This window comes from Synechocystis sp. FACHB-383 (genome assembly GCF_014698605.1).
GTDB classification, from domain to species: Bacteria; Cyanobacteriota; Cyanobacteriia; order Cyanobacteriales; family Microcystaceae; genus Synechocystis; species Synechocystis salina.
Genome location: NZ_JACJTJ010000052.1, coordinates 28,199 through 45,219, shown reverse-complemented (window position 1 = coordinate 45,219; position 17,021 = coordinate 28,199). Strand labels below are relative to the sequence as shown.

General features: G+C 48.6%; 20 protein-coding genes. 7 read left to right on the top strand and 13 right to left on the bottom strand.

The annotated features are described in order from the left end of the window. Positions 1-6 precede the first annotated feature (6 nt). On the top strand, positions 7-129 hold the full coding sequence (locus H6G45_RS19905; RefSeq protein ID WP_277922732.1) for a hypothetical protein: 123 nt from the start codon (positions 7-9) through the stop codon (positions 127-129). A gap of 55 nt (positions 130-184) precedes the next feature. Then, a complete protein-coding gene (locus H6G45_RS16685; protein WP_190599528.1) occupies positions 185-520 on the top strand; it encodes a hypothetical protein in 336 nt (111 codons plus the stop codon). A gap of 106 nt (positions 521-626) precedes the next feature. Here the strand turns inward: H6G45_RS16685 and H6G45_RS16680 are convergent, their stop codons facing one another. The 5 genes from H6G45_RS16680 to H6G45_RS16660 form a co-directional block, all read right to left on the bottom strand. Next, the gene (locus H6G45_RS16680) at positions 627-3,647 is read right to left on the bottom strand and encodes a DEAD/DEAH box helicase (protein WP_190599527.1); all 3,021 of its coding nucleotides are present in this window, start codon (positions 3,645-3,647) and stop codon (positions 627-629) included. Between the two features lie 96 nt (positions 3,648-3,743). Beyond that, complete coding sequence (locus H6G45_RS16675; protein ID WP_190599526.1) at positions 3,744-4,442, bottom strand: DUF3782 domain-containing protein; 699 nt, start codon at positions 4,440-4,442, stop codon at positions 3,744-3,746. Between the two features lie 194 nt (positions 4,443-4,636). Continuing rightward, positions 4,637-5,425, bottom strand: coding sequence for an ABC-2 family transporter protein (locus H6G45_RS16670; RefSeq protein ID WP_190599525.1), 789 nt, complete (start codon positions 5,423-5,425; stop codon positions 4,637-4,639). Between the two features lie 59 nt (positions 5,426-5,484). After that, positions 5,485-5,661, bottom strand: a complete 177-nt coding sequence (locus tag H6G45_RS16665; RefSeq protein WP_190599524.1) for a hypothetical protein — start codon at positions 5,659-5,661, stop codon at positions 5,485-5,487. A 124-nt stretch (positions 5,662-5,785) separates the two neighbouring features. Next, a complete protein-coding gene (locus H6G45_RS16660) occupies positions 5,786-7,177 on the bottom strand; it encodes a DUF2330 domain-containing protein (protein WP_190599523.1) in 1,392 nt (463 codons plus the stop codon). 210 nt (positions 7,178-7,387) lie between these two features. Here H6G45_RS16660 and H6G45_RS16655 point away from each other — a divergent pair, with 210 nt between their 5' ends. Continuing rightward, positions 7,388-7,855: a hypothetical protein gene (locus H6G45_RS16655; RefSeq protein ID WP_190599522.1), complete on the top strand. Its 468-nt coding sequence runs from the start codon at positions 7,388-7,390 to the stop codon at positions 7,853-7,855. A gap of 43 nt (positions 7,856-7,898) precedes the next feature. Here the strand turns inward: H6G45_RS16655 and H6G45_RS19900 are convergent, their stop codons facing one another. After that, positions 7,899-8,024 (bottom strand): hypothetical protein, encoded by a 126-nt coding sequence (locus tag H6G45_RS19900; protein ID WP_255512826.1) that lies wholly within the window; start codon positions 8,022-8,024, stop codon positions 7,899-7,901. On the opposite strand from H6G45_RS19900, the gene H6G45_RS16650 reads away from it, so the two are divergent. After that, positions 8,023-9,564 carry a sodium:solute symporter gene (locus tag H6G45_RS16650; protein ID WP_190599521.1) on the top strand — a complete coding sequence of 514 codons (1,542 nt, stop codon included), beginning with the start codon at positions 8,023-8,025 and terminating at the stop codon, positions 9,562-9,564. The two genes, H6G45_RS19900 and H6G45_RS16650, sit on opposite strands and share 2 nt — an antisense overlap. A 158-nt stretch (positions 9,565-9,722) precedes the next feature. Next, positions 9,723-10,397 (top strand): hypothetical protein, encoded by a 675-nt coding sequence (locus H6G45_RS16645; protein ID WP_190599520.1) that lies wholly within the window; start codon positions 9,723-9,725, stop codon positions 10,395-10,397. Between the two features lie 74 nt (positions 10,398-10,471). Here H6G45_RS16645 and H6G45_RS16640 read toward each other — a convergent pair whose 3' ends face one another. The 7 genes from H6G45_RS16640 to H6G45_RS16610 all read right to left on the bottom strand — a co-directional run bounded on the left by H6G45_RS16640 (position 10,472) and on the right by H6G45_RS16610 (position 14,587). Continuing rightward, on the bottom strand, positions 10,472-10,720 hold the full coding sequence (locus H6G45_RS16640) for a DUF3493 domain-containing protein (RefSeq protein WP_190599519.1): 249 nt from the start codon (positions 10,718-10,720) through the stop codon (positions 10,472-10,474). Between the two features lie 26 nt (positions 10,721-10,746). Further along, positions 10,747-11,256: a glutathione peroxidase gene (locus H6G45_RS16635; protein WP_190599518.1), complete on the bottom strand. Its 510-nt coding sequence runs from the start codon at positions 11,254-11,256 to the stop codon at positions 10,747-10,749. A 153-nt stretch (positions 11,257-11,409) separates the two neighbouring features. Next, entirely contained in the window at positions 11,410-11,718 is a 309-nt protein-coding gene (locus tag H6G45_RS16630) for a TMEM165/GDT1 family protein (RefSeq protein WP_190599517.1), read from the bottom strand. A 180-nt stretch (positions 11,719-11,898) separates the two neighbouring features. Beyond that, positions 11,899-12,732 (bottom strand): LapA family protein, encoded by an 834-nt coding sequence (locus H6G45_RS16625; RefSeq protein WP_190599516.1) that lies wholly within the window; start codon positions 12,730-12,732, stop codon positions 11,899-11,901. Positions 12,733-12,750: 18 nt separating this feature from the next. After that, the gene (locus H6G45_RS16620) at positions 12,751-13,101 is read right to left on the bottom strand and encodes a DUF5615 family PIN-like protein (RefSeq protein ID WP_190599515.1); all 351 of its coding nucleotides are present in this window, start codon (positions 13,099-13,101) and stop codon (positions 12,751-12,753) included. After that, positions 13,102-13,413 carry a DUF433 domain-containing protein gene (locus tag H6G45_RS16615; RefSeq protein WP_190599514.1) on the bottom strand — a complete coding sequence of 104 codons (312 nt, stop codon included), beginning with the start codon at positions 13,411-13,413 and terminating at the stop codon, positions 13,102-13,104. A 16-nt stretch (positions 13,414-13,429) separates the two neighbouring features. Next, positions 13,430-14,587: an iron-containing alcohol dehydrogenase family protein gene (locus tag H6G45_RS16610; protein WP_190599513.1), complete on the bottom strand. Its 1,158-nt coding sequence runs from the start codon at positions 14,585-14,587 to the stop codon at positions 13,430-13,432. Positions 14,588-14,969: 382 nt separating this feature from the next. Here H6G45_RS16610 and chlP point away from each other — a divergent pair, with 382 nt between their 5' ends. After that, the gene (gene chlP, locus H6G45_RS16605; RefSeq protein ID WP_190599512.1) at positions 14,970-16,193 is read left to right on the top strand and encodes a geranylgeranyl reductase; all 1,224 of its coding nucleotides are present in this window, start codon (positions 14,970-14,972) and stop codon (positions 16,191-16,193) included. A 95-nt stretch (positions 16,194-16,288) separates the two neighbouring features. Further along, positions 16,289-16,543: a DUF2281 domain-containing protein gene (locus H6G45_RS16600; protein ID WP_190599511.1), complete on the top strand. Its 255-nt coding sequence runs from the start codon at positions 16,289-16,291 to the stop codon at positions 16,541-16,543. Positions 16,544-17,021: the final 478 nt, after the last annotated feature.

Genomic DNA, 17,021 nt, shown 5'->3' with positions numbered 1-17,021 from the left:
GAATCTATGCTTCCATCCATTGTCGATGGTTTATTACCCTTTGCTCAAGCCTGGCCACAAAAAGTCAACTTTCAGCCATTGATGTCTCCTTGGGTTACCATTGTCCCCACTGTCCACGGCAATAGTTAAACTAAATATACTAAAATCTTTCTTGATTTAAATTCCCATAATTCTTCCTTGAACCATGGCCCTAATAGCAAGACTGATCGGCATAGTTCTCATTGGCACTGGAATTTACTTTCTTGGTAACAACATTATTTTCACCACCAACGTTTATCCCTACTTTTGGCGGGGCATTGCTGCCGATGGTTCAATTTTGGCCCTCATTGCCGGGGTGATGATGTTAGTCTTTTTACCTGCTAGGGAAAAATCCTGGGGCTGGATACCGATTATTATCGGCGTGGTGCTGGTATTTTTTAGCAGTCGAGCCATTCTGAACCCCACTAGTCTGTGGCAATTTCTGCTTTCCTTTGCTTCCATGGCCGTTGGCTATAAATTGGCTACCCAAGGCCGCCTGTAGAAACTAGGTCTTGTGGGACAAGTCGAAGGCCATGGCCACCTAGCATCCACTGCCCAGGTGATCAATGTATTCCCCGTGTTTTCAAGAAAATTCTCCCGATCGCCAATCAAAGGGGAAAACGCTTCATTTGTTGCACCGCAATGCGAGCATTCCGTTTTAGTCGGGGGGAAAGGTGGGGCACCTGGGGAATTTGCCAGAGTAAATCGACGGTACGTCGGAAAAGCCGGACTAAGTCACCCTCATCTAAGCTGGTCTGACGACAGAGATTTTCCCACTCCATGCCTAAAGCCCACTGTTCCACCAAACCCATAAAATCCACTTCCAACCAGAGGGGAATGGCGATCGCCCGCTGATTTTGAGCTTTGATTAATTTGCGTCGCAGATCCCAGAGGTTAAGCCGTTGCAAATGATCCGCCACCGTCATGGCCTGCCAGAGGGCAAGGGAGGGTTGGGGATGTTTAAAACAAAACAACAGGCCAAATAAATCATCGCTGGGACGGAGGGCGGCCAACACCGCAGGGGAAGGTTTGAAGTCAGTCCAAGCATCGGAACGGGGAGTTTCCGTAATCAGGGCACTGGCAGCGGCGGCCAATTGTTCCGGCTCCAGATCGTTAAACTTACCGGAAATGAGGGCTAAACCCAGCCACAACTCATTTTCCCCCCGCAGGGTGGCAGCCACTTCCCCCAAAAGCGTAGGGGTGTATTCCTCCAGGGCTTCCATTTCCTGCAAAATGTCGATCAAGTCCAGGAACTCTTGCCAATAGTAGGACTGACGGGATTGCAAACGGTCGTATTCCTGTTGTCGTTTGCTCAGAGTTTTACGCAATTCTTGCCGTTGGTGGAACTGCTCCAAAAGTTTACCCGGATGTTTGTGGCTAGCCAGGGGATGAACCGCCAACAGTGTTTCCACATGGTCTACCCTGGCCTGTTGCTCCACTAATTCTGGGCTCGGGGCTAGGGGATAGGCTTGGGGATCCAATCCCTCGGCGATCGCCAATGTCTCCTCATCGCCTTTCACTGGTTTACCCGGAGCCAACAATTCTGCCGGGGGTGGAGTCAAATTCTGCCATTGGGCTGGGGACAGATTACCCATGGGCACTGCGTAAATATCCCCCACAGTGACGTGGTACCAACGGTTATCACTGGCTAGGCAACACCATTGGGGCAGATTATGGGCCGGGGCCAGGGGAGCAACAATGACCGCTAAACGAGGTTGATGGGTTTTGACGTGGCGACCTTTGAGATATAAAAGTTGACCCGGTGTCAGGGTTTTAAGTTGATCCTTTAACTGTTGCTTCCGTTCTTTTTCTGCCTGTTGCTCGAGGATTTTCAGTAATCTTTGTTCTTCCCGCAATCGCCCCCGGAATTTTTCGTAACTGCGTAGATCCTTTTCCCCAATGCCCGCCAACTTAATATCCAATTGGGATAATTTTTTCACCGTTTCGGCGATCGCCACCTTGGTGGGTTCCAGGGCAAACTGAGCCAAGTATTCGGCAAAGCTCCGCTCCAGCAGACTTTTTACTTCTTCCAAATCATGTTTTTGCAACAGATTCAGCACCATGCCATAGGAAGGGGTAAACCAACTTTTTAACGGTTCTGCCTCCGCTAGGGCTAAGTAAGATGCCTCTTTCGCCCCTTCAAAGGGAGTTTGCACCGTAATCACATGGCCTTCGATATCCATCCCCCGCCGCCCGGCCCGCCCCGCAATTTGCAAAAATTCCGAAGGACTAAGCATGGCGTGCCCTTCATTGGTCCGTTTTGAGAGGGCAGAAATCACCGTCGTGCGGGCTGGCATATTAATCCCCGCCGATAGGGTCGCCGTAGCAAACACCACCTTAATCAAGCCCTGCTCAAATAACTTTTCCACCAGGGTTTTCATATCCGGCAAAATACCCGCATGGTGTACCGCAATGCCCCGTAAAAGGGGTTCAATCTGCTCCAACCGAGTCATGGGGGAAGATTGGGCAATCCAGCCCCAGAGTTTGAACATGCCTTCCGGATCGATCGCCAGGGCAGTTAATAGTTTTTGGGCCGCCGCGCCATCCTGGGGATAATCCAAATAGGCAATGACCGCTTGGACCATATCCGGTAAACCATCCGCCAAATCCCGTTCCAACTTCTGCCGCAGCAGGGGATTTTTGCCAAAGAAAAAATCGAGCAGTTGCAGTTGGATACTTTCCTGTTCCGCCGGTTCCACCAAAGATAAATCTTCTAAGGATTGGGCCGCCTGTTCACAGCCCCGACGGCTAAAAATCACATAAATTACCGGCAACAAATTCCTTTCCTGTAGCTGTTGCATCACTAACAGGGGATAGGGACAATCTTCCCGACGCATCCGTCGATTTTTACCAGAACGGGTATTTTTATTGCCAGCCTTGGGTAGTAAACGGGCATTCACCCCGGTTTTTTTCTCGTTCAGCAGGGGAAATAAACCTTTGCGGGTGCTGTAGTGAAAGGTGAGGGGCACCGGACGAAAATCGGAATTAACCAGCACACAGGGGGGAGAATCATTGTGCTGTTCCCCTTGACGCAAGACTTTCAGGGATACCCCAGTGCGGACTTGGTTAATCCATTCTGTCAATTGTTCTGGATTGCCAATGGTGGCGGACAAACCCACCAGTTGAATGGTGCTGGGACAGTAAATTATTGACTCTTCCCATACGGTGCCCCGGCCCCGGTCGCTGATGTAATGGACTTCGTCAAACACCACCGTTTCCACATCTTCCAAAGAAGTCCCCACTTCCCCAATGGGGGTTTCGTAGAGCATATTCCTAAAAATTTCCGTGGTCATTACCACCACTGGAGCATCGGCATTGATCACCGTATCGCCGGTAATTAAGCCCACTAATTGTTCAGCATTTTCTAGACCTAACTTCTCTAATTTTTCCTGGAAATCCCGAATTTTTTGATTGGATAAAGCTTTGAGGGGGGTGGTATAAAAAACTCTTTTTCCCCGGGCAATAGCCCGATAGATGGCATATTCTCCCACCACCGTTTTACCGGAACCTGTGGGGGCACACACTACCACTGACTGGTCTTGATCCAGGGCGGCGATCGCCTCTTGTTGGAAGTCGTCCAATGGAAAAGTAAACAGATCAGCAGGGGAAGCGTAGGCTAAGGTTTTCACAGATTTAGGCAAAAGGGTGATTAGGTTCCCATTTTATCTGGTTATCCTGGGGGCAATCCAAACCAGGTCTTTTCCGCTTATGCCTTAGCAATGCCATTACCAAATCCGAGGCTGGAAGGTGGCGGGGGTATCTAGTTCAAAGATTTCATCCCGAATGCGGGCAGTGTATAACCCAGCCTTGAGTACCTCTTCTTTGACCGCATTGGACAGATCCACCGCAGCGAGGATGCCATATAACTTTTTGTCTTGGTGTTCAGGGAAAAATTCTCGAAAACCCTGGAGATGGTTAATTAGTTGACCGATGGATTCTGAGCGGGCATGGCTTTTGACTTCCACAACGATGGCTGTCTTAACGTCTCCGTTGGCATAGGCCATTACATCAAGTTCAATATGTTTGCCCTGTTTGCTGACCCGGACACTAGGGGTGACCACTTCCATGCCAAATTTTTCACGGAGAATGGTTTCCATGGAGGGCAACGCTAAACCTTCCGTGAAACTGCCGAATTTTTGCCCCAGCCCGCCAATTTGTTTACCTAATTCTCGAATTTGGCGATCGGTTTTTTGGGACTGTTGTCTTAACTCCTTGATTTGGCGATCAGTTTCCTCCCGTTGTTCCCGAAACCAGCGATCAGTTTCTTCCCGTTGCTCCTGAAACCGGCGTTCTGCCTCCTCCCTTTCTTCTTGAAACCGGTGATCAACTTCCTCTCGTTGCTCCTTAAGTTGGCGCTCTGTTTCCTTCTGAGCTTGGATTAGCTCTCCCAATAATTGCCAGACTTCATCCGCTGTTGTTGCCATGATCACCTAGGGTGTATTTTGATCTTTTCCTATTTTAAAGGGAGCCCGATTGAAACTTTGATAGTTATTGTTTGCCGCTGCACGATACTAAGTATTGCTTAATTCCTCCGCATGCAATGACAATTGCCTCCACTCTCAGTCAATTTTTATGTACTGAACTTTGGCTGTGTTGATCCGGCGGCGATCGCCAAAATCTAGGCTCCCATGCCGGAATATTGTTTTAAGCCCTGGCGCCAGAGCCAACGGTTAAGCAGGGCAAATAGACCGATCCAAATACCAATAATTAATAAACTGCGAAAAAAAGGTAGAGGTAAACCAACCAAGGCGGTGGCAGGGAAGTAAACACCGTAGGGAAAGGGGGTAAGTAAAACAATCTGTCGTACTGTGTCGGGAAAAGCTTCCAAGGGAGCAATAACACCAGAGAGAAAAATGTAGAACAAAAACCAAAGGTCCTGGAGGGCGCTGGCCCGTTCCGTCCAAAAGGCACAGAGCGCAAAAGTGTACTGGATTAGAAAGTAGAGGGTAAAGGAACAGGCAATGCCAATTACCCCTTGGAGAAAATACCAAGGATTGGGCAACCAAAAGGCTTCGGGATAGAGAGAGAAAAAAAGAATCGCCAAAATGCCCAAGATGGGTAAACGGGTCATTTTTTCCGCCCAGTGCCGGGCGATATGGTGCCATACCGGATCTAACGGTTGCAGTAAGCGAAATGACAAAACCCCTTCAATTACTTCCTTTTCAAATTCCCAAATTACCCAGATAGTGGTCATCTGGCGCACCACGAAGACAGCAAAAAAGTACCTGGCCACCTGGATAGCATCAAGGGTAAAGTCCCCACTCTCCGCCGCCTGCACCCACACCCCCATCAAAATTAGGGGCAGGGAACCGGACAAAATCCAGAAGAAAATTTCGGCACGGTACTCCACCATTTGGGCAAAGTACACAGTCAACAGCACCCGCAATTTGTGGGAAAAACGACCCATGATATCGGTTGATTGGAACAGTAACCCCCATCAGGATTTCTGGAGGGAGTAAGTTCACTTTAACTTGCTTTTTCCTCAGCAGGAAAGGGCAACACCGGCAGGCGATCGCCCCGGAACACTTCTTCAGACAGTTTACCCAGGGCTTCACTGCGGCGACCAAAACAACGGGCCAAACCCAGGGCGGATAGAATTGGCAGAGTTGCGGCACTTAAAACTAAGTTGGTTAAAGGATCCATGGCGATCGACTAGGTGGGAAATTTACGTTTTTTTCTTGGTAAGCTCAACCAATTGGTTCAGCTCATCCACCATTATGGGCAATGGAGAATTTTTCAGTCAAAATCCAGGCCCACAGTGTGTGAATTAACGGGGCCAGAGTTTACGCCACCAGGGAATAGCATCTTGGGGCCCTTCTAGGTAATCAATTTTGTCCTCAATTTGCGTCAGGGGCCACCCGGTTAAATTAGCGAGGGTTTTAGCCTCTTCCCGTTGGCGTTTTTGCACTGTTTGACGGTATTCCTTCGCGGCGGTGCAACTCATTTCCCCCCGGTAGGGGCGACGCAACACATAACGGCCCTGGAATAAATCCTGGTTAGCGGTGTTTTGGAAGCGCAAATCCTCGGGAAATTTATTAGGCGTATAGCGCAAGTGTAAACGGGTGATAAACACATTGCTCGTGCGGGGCACAGGCATACCCCGGAACGTCGAATTGGAGTCGGCATCGGGCTGGTCCAACCAAAACACCCCGGCTTCTTTCAGTTCTTGGGGAGAAAGGGGATCGGCGGAACAGGGGTCACAACTGCCCATATCCCAGGAATATTCCAAAAAAGCCACATTTTTGCTGGAGCGTTTGTAGGCGGTGTCGAACATGGCGCCATAGAACTGTCCAAATTCCCCCTGAACGAATTCCGGTAAATCCAGATTGGAGGGGATTTTTTCAGTGCGGTAGTTGGTTATTTCCACTGCGCCCCGGGGCGATAACAGATAAACAATCAATTCCTGGGGGCCGTCCGCATTCACCATGCCCAAACGGATTGGCAACATAAACCGGGGGGATTCGTAGGCCATCATCAACGGTCGCAGGGCTTGAAATCCTTGGCGATCAAATTCTTTCAAGTTAACTTTGGCCACAAAAAACTTTAACCCCTGTTTGATGTAGGCTCCGAGCACGTCGGTGGCCCCCGCAGGGATGCGGTAATTATTTTGACTTAACCAAGTTTCTAAGCCATTGGATTCCTTGGCACTGAGGATGAGAATGTCATATTCCCCCACGGAAAATTGATTTTCAATGGTCACCCCCAGGGCTTCATTGCTGACTTTTTCTTGGGCTCCCCGGCTCATGCTGGGGGCAGCGGGCATAGCATCCATAAATTGACGGTCACCGTAACTGTCACAGGGATTACTATCAAAATATTCCACTAAACGGGGGGCACTAAAATTGTCCAAACGCTCAATAATTTTCCTTTCCCCCACGTTCACTTGGTCTTCTTGCAACACCACCGGCACCGGTATTACGAGGGCAAAGTCTTTCGCTTCCCCTTGGTAATCGTTGGCCATGGTGAGCACTGTCCGATCGCCGTCTTTGGCAATAATTACTTGGGAGGCATGGTTATAAAGACTGGTGTCGGCCTGGGCTACATAAAAGCCACAAAAAGCTAGGGCTGGCTGCACAAAAAGCAATAGGCCCAGCAAACAAACTACTAAGATTACCCCTGGACGAAGATAGGCAAAAATTTTCCGGATGGCTTTGTCCATGGTTGTGGGTCCCGCTAGGTTGAAAACTGTCGAGATGATCGCTGGCAATCTGCAATATAGTCCGCATTATCGGCGATCGCCATCAGCAAATTGATGAAAGTTTGTTAATTTTTGGATCATCATACTGTCGAGGGAAGATCAGCTTCGTGAATGATTGTTAAGTTAGAAGTAATGATTTAATCATTCACCTTACTCCTCCCACTAAAAATTATGTTACTTTTCCTACTTCCAGGCAGCGGCGATCGCCTGGCCAAATTTTCCACCGCCCTACTAAGCTTTGCCCTTGTGGGACTAGGAAATTTAATCGCTCCGATTGCCGTTGCAGCCCAGAATATTCCCCTGCGCCAAGGTGTGCATTTTTACGGCGAGTCTGCCCAGCCGGGGGTGGTGGGCCAGGAATATTTCATCTTTCAAGTACGGGGTGATCAACTGAGGGGAGCCTTTTTTGCCTACTATTCCGAGTTTGCTTGCACCCATGGCACCGTTTCCGCCCAGGCGTTGAATTTAGTGGTGGAAGACTCCTATGGCGAGCAGCCCCCCAACCGTTTTGCCCTGGCCCTTGTGCCCCGATCGCCGGTGGCCCGCAGTGGCAACAATATTGATTTGACGTTGCAAGGCTTAGAAGAAATCAGCACCGTCGGCACAACGGAACAGGACATTTTAGCTGCCTGTTTGTAAAGGTAGTCAAAATCAGTTTAAAAAAATCCGTTTAAACTTTCTCCTACGGCATCACACCAAACTTGTTTTCCCTTCTTTGCCCAGGGGTGGGATCAATCCGGCGGTGTCCTACGTCACAAAACCGGTAGGGTGGAATATGGCCATATTGCCAAGGAGTTTGATTTTTCATGGGCATGATTGACTGGGCCATTGTGTTGGTCTATTCGGTGATTGTTATTGTCATTGGGGCGATCGCCAGTCGCAAACAAGATAACACTGATGAATATTTCCGGGGTGCGAAGCAAATTCCCTGGTGGGCCCTGGGTTTTTCCATCATTGCCACATCTTTTTCCGCCGCTTCCCTACTGGGGGGCCCAGGGGAGGGTTATGGCCACGGCTTCTTGTATTTGCAATTGCAGTTGGGGGATCTAATTGGCTATGGCCTAGTCATTGCCGTCTTTTTGCCATTTTTTGTCCGGCTCAATCTCACCACCGCCTACGAATACCTGGAAAAACGCTTTGATGCCAAAACCCGTTCCCTCGGTTCCCTTTGTTTTCTGCTGTTTGTCATTGCCCGCCTAGGGGGACTTTTATATGCTGCCGCCCTGGTGTTATCGGTGCTGACAGGCATTAGTACGAACACTGCCATTTTGATGGTGGGGGTGGTCTCGATTATTTACACCGTGGCCGGGGGCATCACTGCGGTGGTCTGGACCGACGTGTTGCAATTTGGCATGATTTTCGTCGGCTTGGGGGCAGGCATTTGGGCCGCAGTTACCGCCGTGCCTGGAGGCTTTGGGGAACTATGGCGCATCGCTGGGGAAAACGGCAAATTAGTGGTGTTTAACTTCGATTGGGATCCGGCCTCCATTCGTTCTCTGCCCACCGCCCTTTTGGCCTACGGCATTTTAGCTTTTGCTGTGGCGGGCACTAACCAACAATCGGTCCAACGTTATGTTTCCTGTGCTGATGAAAAATCGGCCCGGAAAGCGATTCTCCTGGGCTGGTTTTCTGGTTTTGTGGGGGTGGCGGCCACCCTTTTGCTGGGAGTTTTACTGTTTAGCTTCTACCAGTTACAGGGAAATTTACCCGCAAATGTTAAGCCCGATGAAATCCTCTCCTATTTCATTCTCAACCAGGTTCCCCCTGGGGCATCAGGTTTTTTAGTGGCGGCTATTTTTGCAGCGGCCATGTCCTCCATTGATTCGGCATTGCATTCTCTGGCAACTTGTATGACGGTGGATTTTTACGACCGTTACATCAACGTCCGAGCCAGTGAAATTCTTTCCGTGCGAGTGGCCCAGGGATTAATTATCGTTTGGGGAATAGTGGCAATTTTTTCCGCCATTTATGCCGCTTCCACTGGGCAAGATTTACTGGAATTTTTAGTGTCCTACACCACCATGTTTTTGGGACCGCTGTTGGGTATTTTCCTGATGGGAGTCTTGTTTCCCCGCATCAATGCCCTAGGAGCTTTTTACGGCACCGTGGCGGCGGTGTTGCTCGTCATCGTGGCTTCCAATGTGGGCTGGCTTACCTTTCCTGGCATTTGGCGATCGGCGGTTACTGCTCCCCTAGCAGTTCTGCTGGGTTTAGGCATTTCCCTATTCGCCAGCGCCCCAACCTCCAAACATTTACTCGGTTTGACTATTTGGCATCCGGCAGCAGCTACTCCAGGGCCAAATGCCGTGGCCAGACCAGGGGCTGATGACCAGGATTTGGAGGATTGAACTAAATGGGCAAATATGGGTCAGATCAAATCTAACCCTTTGCCGACGGTTGGGACTATGGGTTTTAGAAATCCTCTGACGGTTGATTTGGGGCAAAACTAGATCAAAGCTCCCCATCGTTTACAGATCAAACTGTTTAATTGTTTAGACTCTTTGCTATGAAATACACATTACTTTTAGCCACGGCGATCGCTACTGTTGTCGGAGGCCTAACTCTAGGTCAATGCCAAGCCACGGCCCAGGGAAGGGAACCATTGATGGTGGCCCAATCCCCCAACCAAAATTTGCGGAGTTTTTTTGAAACTGGCCGTCCCCAATCCCAAGACACTCTGCGATTTCAAAGTCCCCCCAGCAGTGTGCCCCCCATCCGTACCAATGCTAATAATTGGCAGTTGATTGTTTTTAGCCAAGGCAATGTTTCTTTTTGGATGCCCCCTGGAATTTTGGCGCAGGATAGCGTGGTCATTGGCACTTCAGAAGGGGATTTAAATTTTCAAACCTTGACTAGCACCGATAACGATCATCGCTATGTGGCGGCCTATGCCACGGGGTTAACTGAGCAACAAATCAACGATCCCATGGCCTTATTTACCGCCATGCAAGCCAGGGTAGCTCCGGCGGAAACCTTTTCTCTGATGAATGAGCGCCCGGTGACGTTGGGAGATTATCAAGGCTCGGAATTCACGTTTGAAAGTGATACGGAAAGGGTGATTTTTCGTACCTATTTAGTGGGGGATAAAATCTATGCCATGGGGGTCATACAGCCCTTGAATAGTACCAGGGATAATGCGGCTCGTACTTTTCTCAATGCGTTGCAGTTCATTGATAGCTGATGTCATGGTCACACCGGAATGAACTTCAACCGGGCGATCGCCAAAATTTCTAGGGGAGAAGACAAAAGCCTGTCCTAATCTCCCCGATTTTTACCTGATTCCCAGCGAAATAGCCCAGCCATCAGGGCCACTACCCCCAATTGCAGGGCCAAATTAGGCAAAATTTCCGCGGGATCGTAGCCGGCCAGGAGTCGGAGACTAAAAATAAACACGCCAATCAGGCCAGAAGCCCCCAAACCGAGGTAAATAAATTTACGTAAACCTCGATAGGGAGCCTCGGCCTCAGCCTTTAAGCGTTCAAATTGGTTTTTGTTATTCAGCAAAATTTTGAGGGAATTGGGTCAGAAAATTACAACAACTTTTCGATGTCCGCCGCAATTTCATCGGGTTTGGTAATGGAGCCGTAGCGTTTGACCACTTTACCCTGGCGATCGACCAAAAATTTGGTGAAATTCCATTTAATGTCCTCCGCATTGCCCAAAAAAGGAATGGCCATACCGGGGCTAGCTTCAGTTAAAAACTTAAACAAGGGATGGGCATTGGAGCCATTGACTTCCACCTTTTCAAACACAGGAAAGGTTACTCCATAACGGGTTTCGCAAAAGTTTTTAATTTCCCCTGAGCCACCGGGTTCCTGCTGGCCAAACTGATTACAGGGAAAACCAAGTACCGTAAAACCCCGATCGCCAAATTGGTTCTGTAGGGTCTGGAGACCTTCGTATTGGGGGGTGAAGCCGCATTGACTGGCAGTGTTGACAATCAATAGCACCTTACCTTCAAAGTCCCTCATCGCTACGGAGGAACCATCCAAGGCATTGGCAGAAAAACCGTAGATTGTGTTGTTGGCTTGGGCAGTCATAGAATTAGTGAAGTAAAAACAGTAAAAAAAGACTTGTCTAACTCAACAAATCAATCAACAATTTATGTAGTCTAACAAAAACTCAGAGGGGAGCAGATTACGCTCAGGAGAAAGGGAATGGCATTCAGCTGCATGGTGTTTGCGGTGGCGGGACTAGGCACTGACCACGTCCCCCATCAGTAGTCCAGCAATGAGTAACAATAGCAGAGCCACACAAAAGTCAAGAATTTGTGGATCTAGGCGGCGAGCGATCCAATATCCTAGGGAAACCCCCAACAAACTGGTGGAAATGAGGGCTAAGGCTGAGCCGGCAAACACTACCCAGGGAGATTGGGATTCGGCGCTAATCAATAATGTACTTAGTTGGGTTTTATCACCCATTTCCGCCAAAAAGATGGTTAAGAAGGTGGAGAAGAATACCGGGCGAAAATAATTGGGAGAGGCTGGTAGATCTTGGCTCACGGCAGTTCGACTAGATGGAAGTCAAGCGGTAATGGTGGGGACGCAGCGATGCATTGACCCTGGTCCTTCTGACAGCCTAGCGGATCGGGGGACAGGAAATGTTTTCCTCTTTTTCCAGGGCCAATTCCAACTCTGCGACTAAGACTATGGGTGCCACAGTTGCGGGGATAGCCAAATCCCTTAAATCCAATCTTCCTCTTCATCAGCAGCGTTACTTTCTCCCGTTCCGGGGGGATTTGGCGCAGAATTGATGATCCGATAGGGGGCATCATACACACCCCTTGGACCAGGGGACTGGGTATCCGATTGCTCGTTTTTATCAGCTTTCGGTCGGGCAGGGCGATATTGCTGGGAGTAGATGGTGCCTTCTCGCTTAGTATTTTGGGGCGTTTGGGGGGCTTCAAATTGTCGTAGATCCGGCAAAGGTTCCCTGGGGGGTGGGGGCGCTATTTCCTCTGGGGCCACAGGGGGGGAAGGCGTATGATCCCCTCGATCGCCATGGTCATCATCGGAGGCCATGGCTGGAGTTGGCCCCATTGTTTCGGGGGATAAATTTTCCCTATTTCGGCGAGATAGGCGGGGGGAATCCTGGACCATCGGTCGAGGCCGAGCTGGGGGCTTGGGGTCAGACCAATCCGCTAAGTCGGGTTCTGGTTCATCCCAATCCCATTCTTCCTCCATGGTGACTGGCTCCGGTGCCTGCTGGGGGCTAGGGGGAGGAGTGGGGGGCGGCGGTGGCTCAAAGGATTCCGGTGGCGATCGCCGGGGGGGATTGGGGCGCAAGTTTTGGGGTCTGGCTTTGGGCTGACCGAGGGAACCCAGGGCATTGATCAACACGCTGGCTAAAACTCCCAGGGTCAGGAATAGCACTACCCACAACCCCAGGGGCAAGGTAAAGCTAGCTAGGGCAGACTCAGCAGTGGTGCCGAAAAAATTTACTTGTATGGGTTGTCGATTTTGCAGGAAAAAAATTAATCCTGTTCCTATCAAAAAAATGAGTAGTAAACCTTGCATAATCCCTTAATCAATTAACTATTTAAAAGGAATATATTCCACTGTATTTATCCATTCATCTGGCTCAGAAAGTTTTGCAATTAGCTCAAGATCCCTAACAAATTGACCAATAGTTCCTCCTAGTTGATGTCCAAAAATTAGACCACCGAAGCTTTCTCCTTCAACTTGCCAAGTTTCAGCCAGCACTCTAAAGCGAATATCTTGGGTAAAAAGTACATATCCAAGTTCAGTTACCCTTTTTAAAAGTAGATTGTCTGTAAGCTCACAAGCATCATCTTCAAATGCAGTCAAAACCTCTACTCCTCGACGGCGTAGCTGATCGGCGATCGCCAGAGGAACATGGACATCTAAATAAATATTAACTGTCACTTATAAAATACCTCTACTTCTCAGACGAGAGTAAAAAGGTGATTTTGGTTGAGAATCTGCTTCCTGGATTGACTGCCACTGTTCTTGAATCTGTTGATCAACTTCTTCTTGATGATCAAAATAATAGCCCATGGCGGAATATGCTTCCGAAGGCTTTAGATAGGGATGTTGGCGGCACATTTCATCCACAGACCAACCGTGGGAAAGATAGTCCATAACAATATGGGCAACTTGAATGCGAGGCAATCTTTCCAGATGGGCTGGCTGGTCGTCTACTTTACGAATATGGGGATAATTAGTAACAGTTAACATTTTTGATCATTCACATTTAAAGACCGGAATTATCTTGAATTTGGGCAAATAATTGACGAGCACCTTGTTCCTCCACCAGCGTGGAAACCATGGCCGCCATTAAAATTTCTGGGGTCACAGTAAAGGGTAAACGGTGAATGTCCGAATTGGGTAAACAGGTAAAGTTCGCCGTCTGTCGTAAGTCCTCCAGGGAAATTTGTCCTAGACCCAGATCCTTCAGGGTTTTGGGCAAACCAATCTGATCGTAAAAGCTTAACAATTGCCGGCGGGCAGTGGCCGCCAGTTGATTACCGCTGACCAATTCCTCTAGGCGTAACTGCACCAAAATGCCGTAGGCGACTTTTTCCCCATGGAGAGCGTGGTGAGCCTGGGGCAATTGGGTTAAACCATTGTGGACAGCATGGGCTGCAACGGTACGACAGTTGGCCCCACCCAAACCACCGATTACCCCCGCCATTAACAAACTGGCATCCACCACTTCCCGCCAAGTTTCACTGCCTGGATGGGCCAGGGCTTCAGCGGACTTTTGCAGGAGAATATCCCTTAAAATGCGGGCCTGTTGCACCGCGGCTACGGTGAAGGTGTCACTGGATTGGCCACTACTGACAGAAGCTTCATACCATTTGGCGATCGCATCCCCAATGCCAGCAACTAGTAACCTCGGTTCCGCCCGTTGGATCAATTCATAATCCACAATCAATAAATCAGGGCAACGGTCCAGGGCCACGTCATAAAGGAAAGCCCCGGTTTCGCTGTAAACATTGGCCAGGGCCGTCCAACCTGCACAGGTAGCAGCAGAAGTGGGCACCGTGGCGATCGCCAATTGGGTTTGATGGGCCAACAGCTTAGCAGTGTCCAGGGCTTTGCCTCCTCCAATGCCAAGGATAAAATCTGGTTGTTCTTGGTGAACCCGTTGCCGCAACTGTTCTAGGGAAGACTCGGCACAGTCAGGTAAATAGCTGGCAAGAGGGAGGGTCAGGCCATAACTTTTTTGCAATATTTCTAAAGACTTTGACCCCAGCTTAGCGGTGTGGTTGCCCGTCACCACCAGACCCTTGCTCCCCAATTTTTGCAAATGTGTCCCCGCCTGGGCCAAGGCACTACGAATCACCACCGTGGGGGCGATCGCCATGGAAGCCAAAGGTTGGGTAACAGGGGAGATTGATGGGGCCATAGTCGCAGGTTTATTTAGTCGCAATAGTTGCCAAAATTCAATTTGAAACCAGGTTATGCCAGCCTAGCTCTGGGCTATTGATTCGGGAAAATCACTGGTATTAATCGGCTCAAAACTATTCTAGAGAAAAAAAGAATCTTTTTGCCTCCTCCCCTGCTCCAACCGTAAAGCTCTCATACTCACCCCGGCCAAATCAATAGTTAAAACTGGGTCAATGCTATGGTGACCAGGTTTAGCGTGAAGTTTTGTAACGGTTTTGTAAAGCTCTATTGCAACTTTGCCATCCCAGCGGCGATCGCCTACCCCTAAGCAAAAAGACCGTGATAGGATGCGATCCGTGCTCGCTCACTTTTTTTATTAAAAGAAATTTAGGAGAAAGGCTTTGGTATTACGGGTAGCAGTCGTTGGAGGAGGCCCCGCTGGTTCTTCCGCCGCCGAGATTTTAGTAAAAGCCGGAATTGAAACCTACCTGTTTGAGCGTAAGCTAGACAACGCCAAACCCTGTGGTGGGGCAATTCCCCTCTGTATGGTGGATGAGTTTGATCTGCCCCCAGAAATTATTGACCGCCGGGTGCGCAAGATGAAAATGATCTCTCCTTCCAACATCGAGGTCAACATTGGCCAAACCCTCAAGGACGATGAATATATCGGCATGTGCCGCCGGGAAGTATTGGACGGGTTTCTGCGGGAACGAGCGGAAAAACTAGGCACTAAGGTAATTAACGGCACCGTTTACAAACTTGACATTCCCAGCAAAGAAAGCGATCCCTACACCCTCCACTATGCTGACCACAGCGTGGGTGGCACCACTGGGGAAATGAAAACCCTAAAAGTGGATGTGGTGATTGGAGCTGACGGCGCTAACTCCCGCATTGCCAAGGCGATCGATGCCGGCGATTACAACTATGCTATTGCCTTCCAGGAAAGGATTCGTCTGCCGGAAGACAAAATGGCCTACTACGACGAATTAGCGGAAATGTATGTAGGGGATGACGTTTCCCCGGACTTCTACGCCTGGGTATTCCCCAAATATGACCACGTGGCAGTGGGTACCGGCACCATGAAGGTGAACAAAGCCCGCATTAAAGATTTACAAGCGGGTATTCGCACCCGGGCCGCCAAAAAGCTCGAAGGCGGAGAAATCATTAAAGTAGAAGCCCATCCCATTCCTGAACATCCCCGGCCCCGCCGGGTAGTCGGTCGGGTCGCCCTAGTAGGAGATGCCGCTGGCACCGTGACCAAATCCTCTGGGGAGGGCATTTACTTTGCCGCTAAGTCCGCCCGCATGTGCGCTGAAACTATCGTTGCCACCAGCAATAACGGTCAACGGATTCCCACCGAAGCCGATCTCAAAACCTACATCAAGGAATGGGATAAGCGTTACGGCATAACGTATTTGGTTTTAGATATTCTGCAACGGGTCTTCTATCGCACCGATGCCACGAGGGAAGCCTTTGTGGAAATGTGTTCCGACATTGATGTGCAAAAGCTAACCTTTGATAGCTACCTGTACAAAACTGTGGTGCCGGCCAATCCTTTAGTGCAAATGAAAATCACTGCTAAAACCATCGGTAGCTTGCTCCGGGGTAACGCTTTAGCACCTTAAAATCACCAATTTGTTAATTTTCAGTAGGATGGAAGAGTGGGCTTCGGCTCACTCTTTTTAATAAAATTCTAATCTTTTCATCCATCCTATTTATTATGTCAGACTTATCTAGCGAAAAATTAATCGAAATTTGGGATGAACTACCTGAACCATTAAAACAAAAAACCTTAGAGTATATAGAACGTCTCGTCGATACTTCTAAAAAAACACAGGGAGAAACTTCAGAAGAAAAAATTAAAAGAAGACTTAAAGGCTTTGGTAGTTGGAAGGGAAAAATTCATATTGCTGATGATTTTGATGAGCCTTTGGATGATTTTAAGGAATACATGTCAAGTGAAACTTCTATTTGATACTCATATCATTCTCTGGTATCTGGAAGGAAACACAAATTTGAACCGTAATCTAATCCCAGTAATTAAAAATCCCCAAAATAAACTTCATGCTAGCATGGCAAGTCTGTGGTAAGTTTCTATCAAAGTGGGACTAGGAAAACTTTTATTAGATAGACCTTTTTGTGAGCTTAAGGAAAATTTGAAGGAAAACGATTTTAAAATTATTGACATTACTTTTTCGGATACTTTATGTAATGAAAGCTTACCCCTACATCATCGAGATCCATTTGATCGAATTTTGATTTCCCAAGCGATTAACCGTTCTATGACCCTAGTAAGCCAAGATTCTAAATTTAAGCAGTATTCTGTCAAAATACTAGAGTTATAAAGAAGATAGAATTTTTACTTTTTGTTGTATGATTTCTGACGATAAATTAGAAAGATATAATTCATCGTCAGATCATACATACTTAAAAGAACCTAAGGAGTAGTGGAT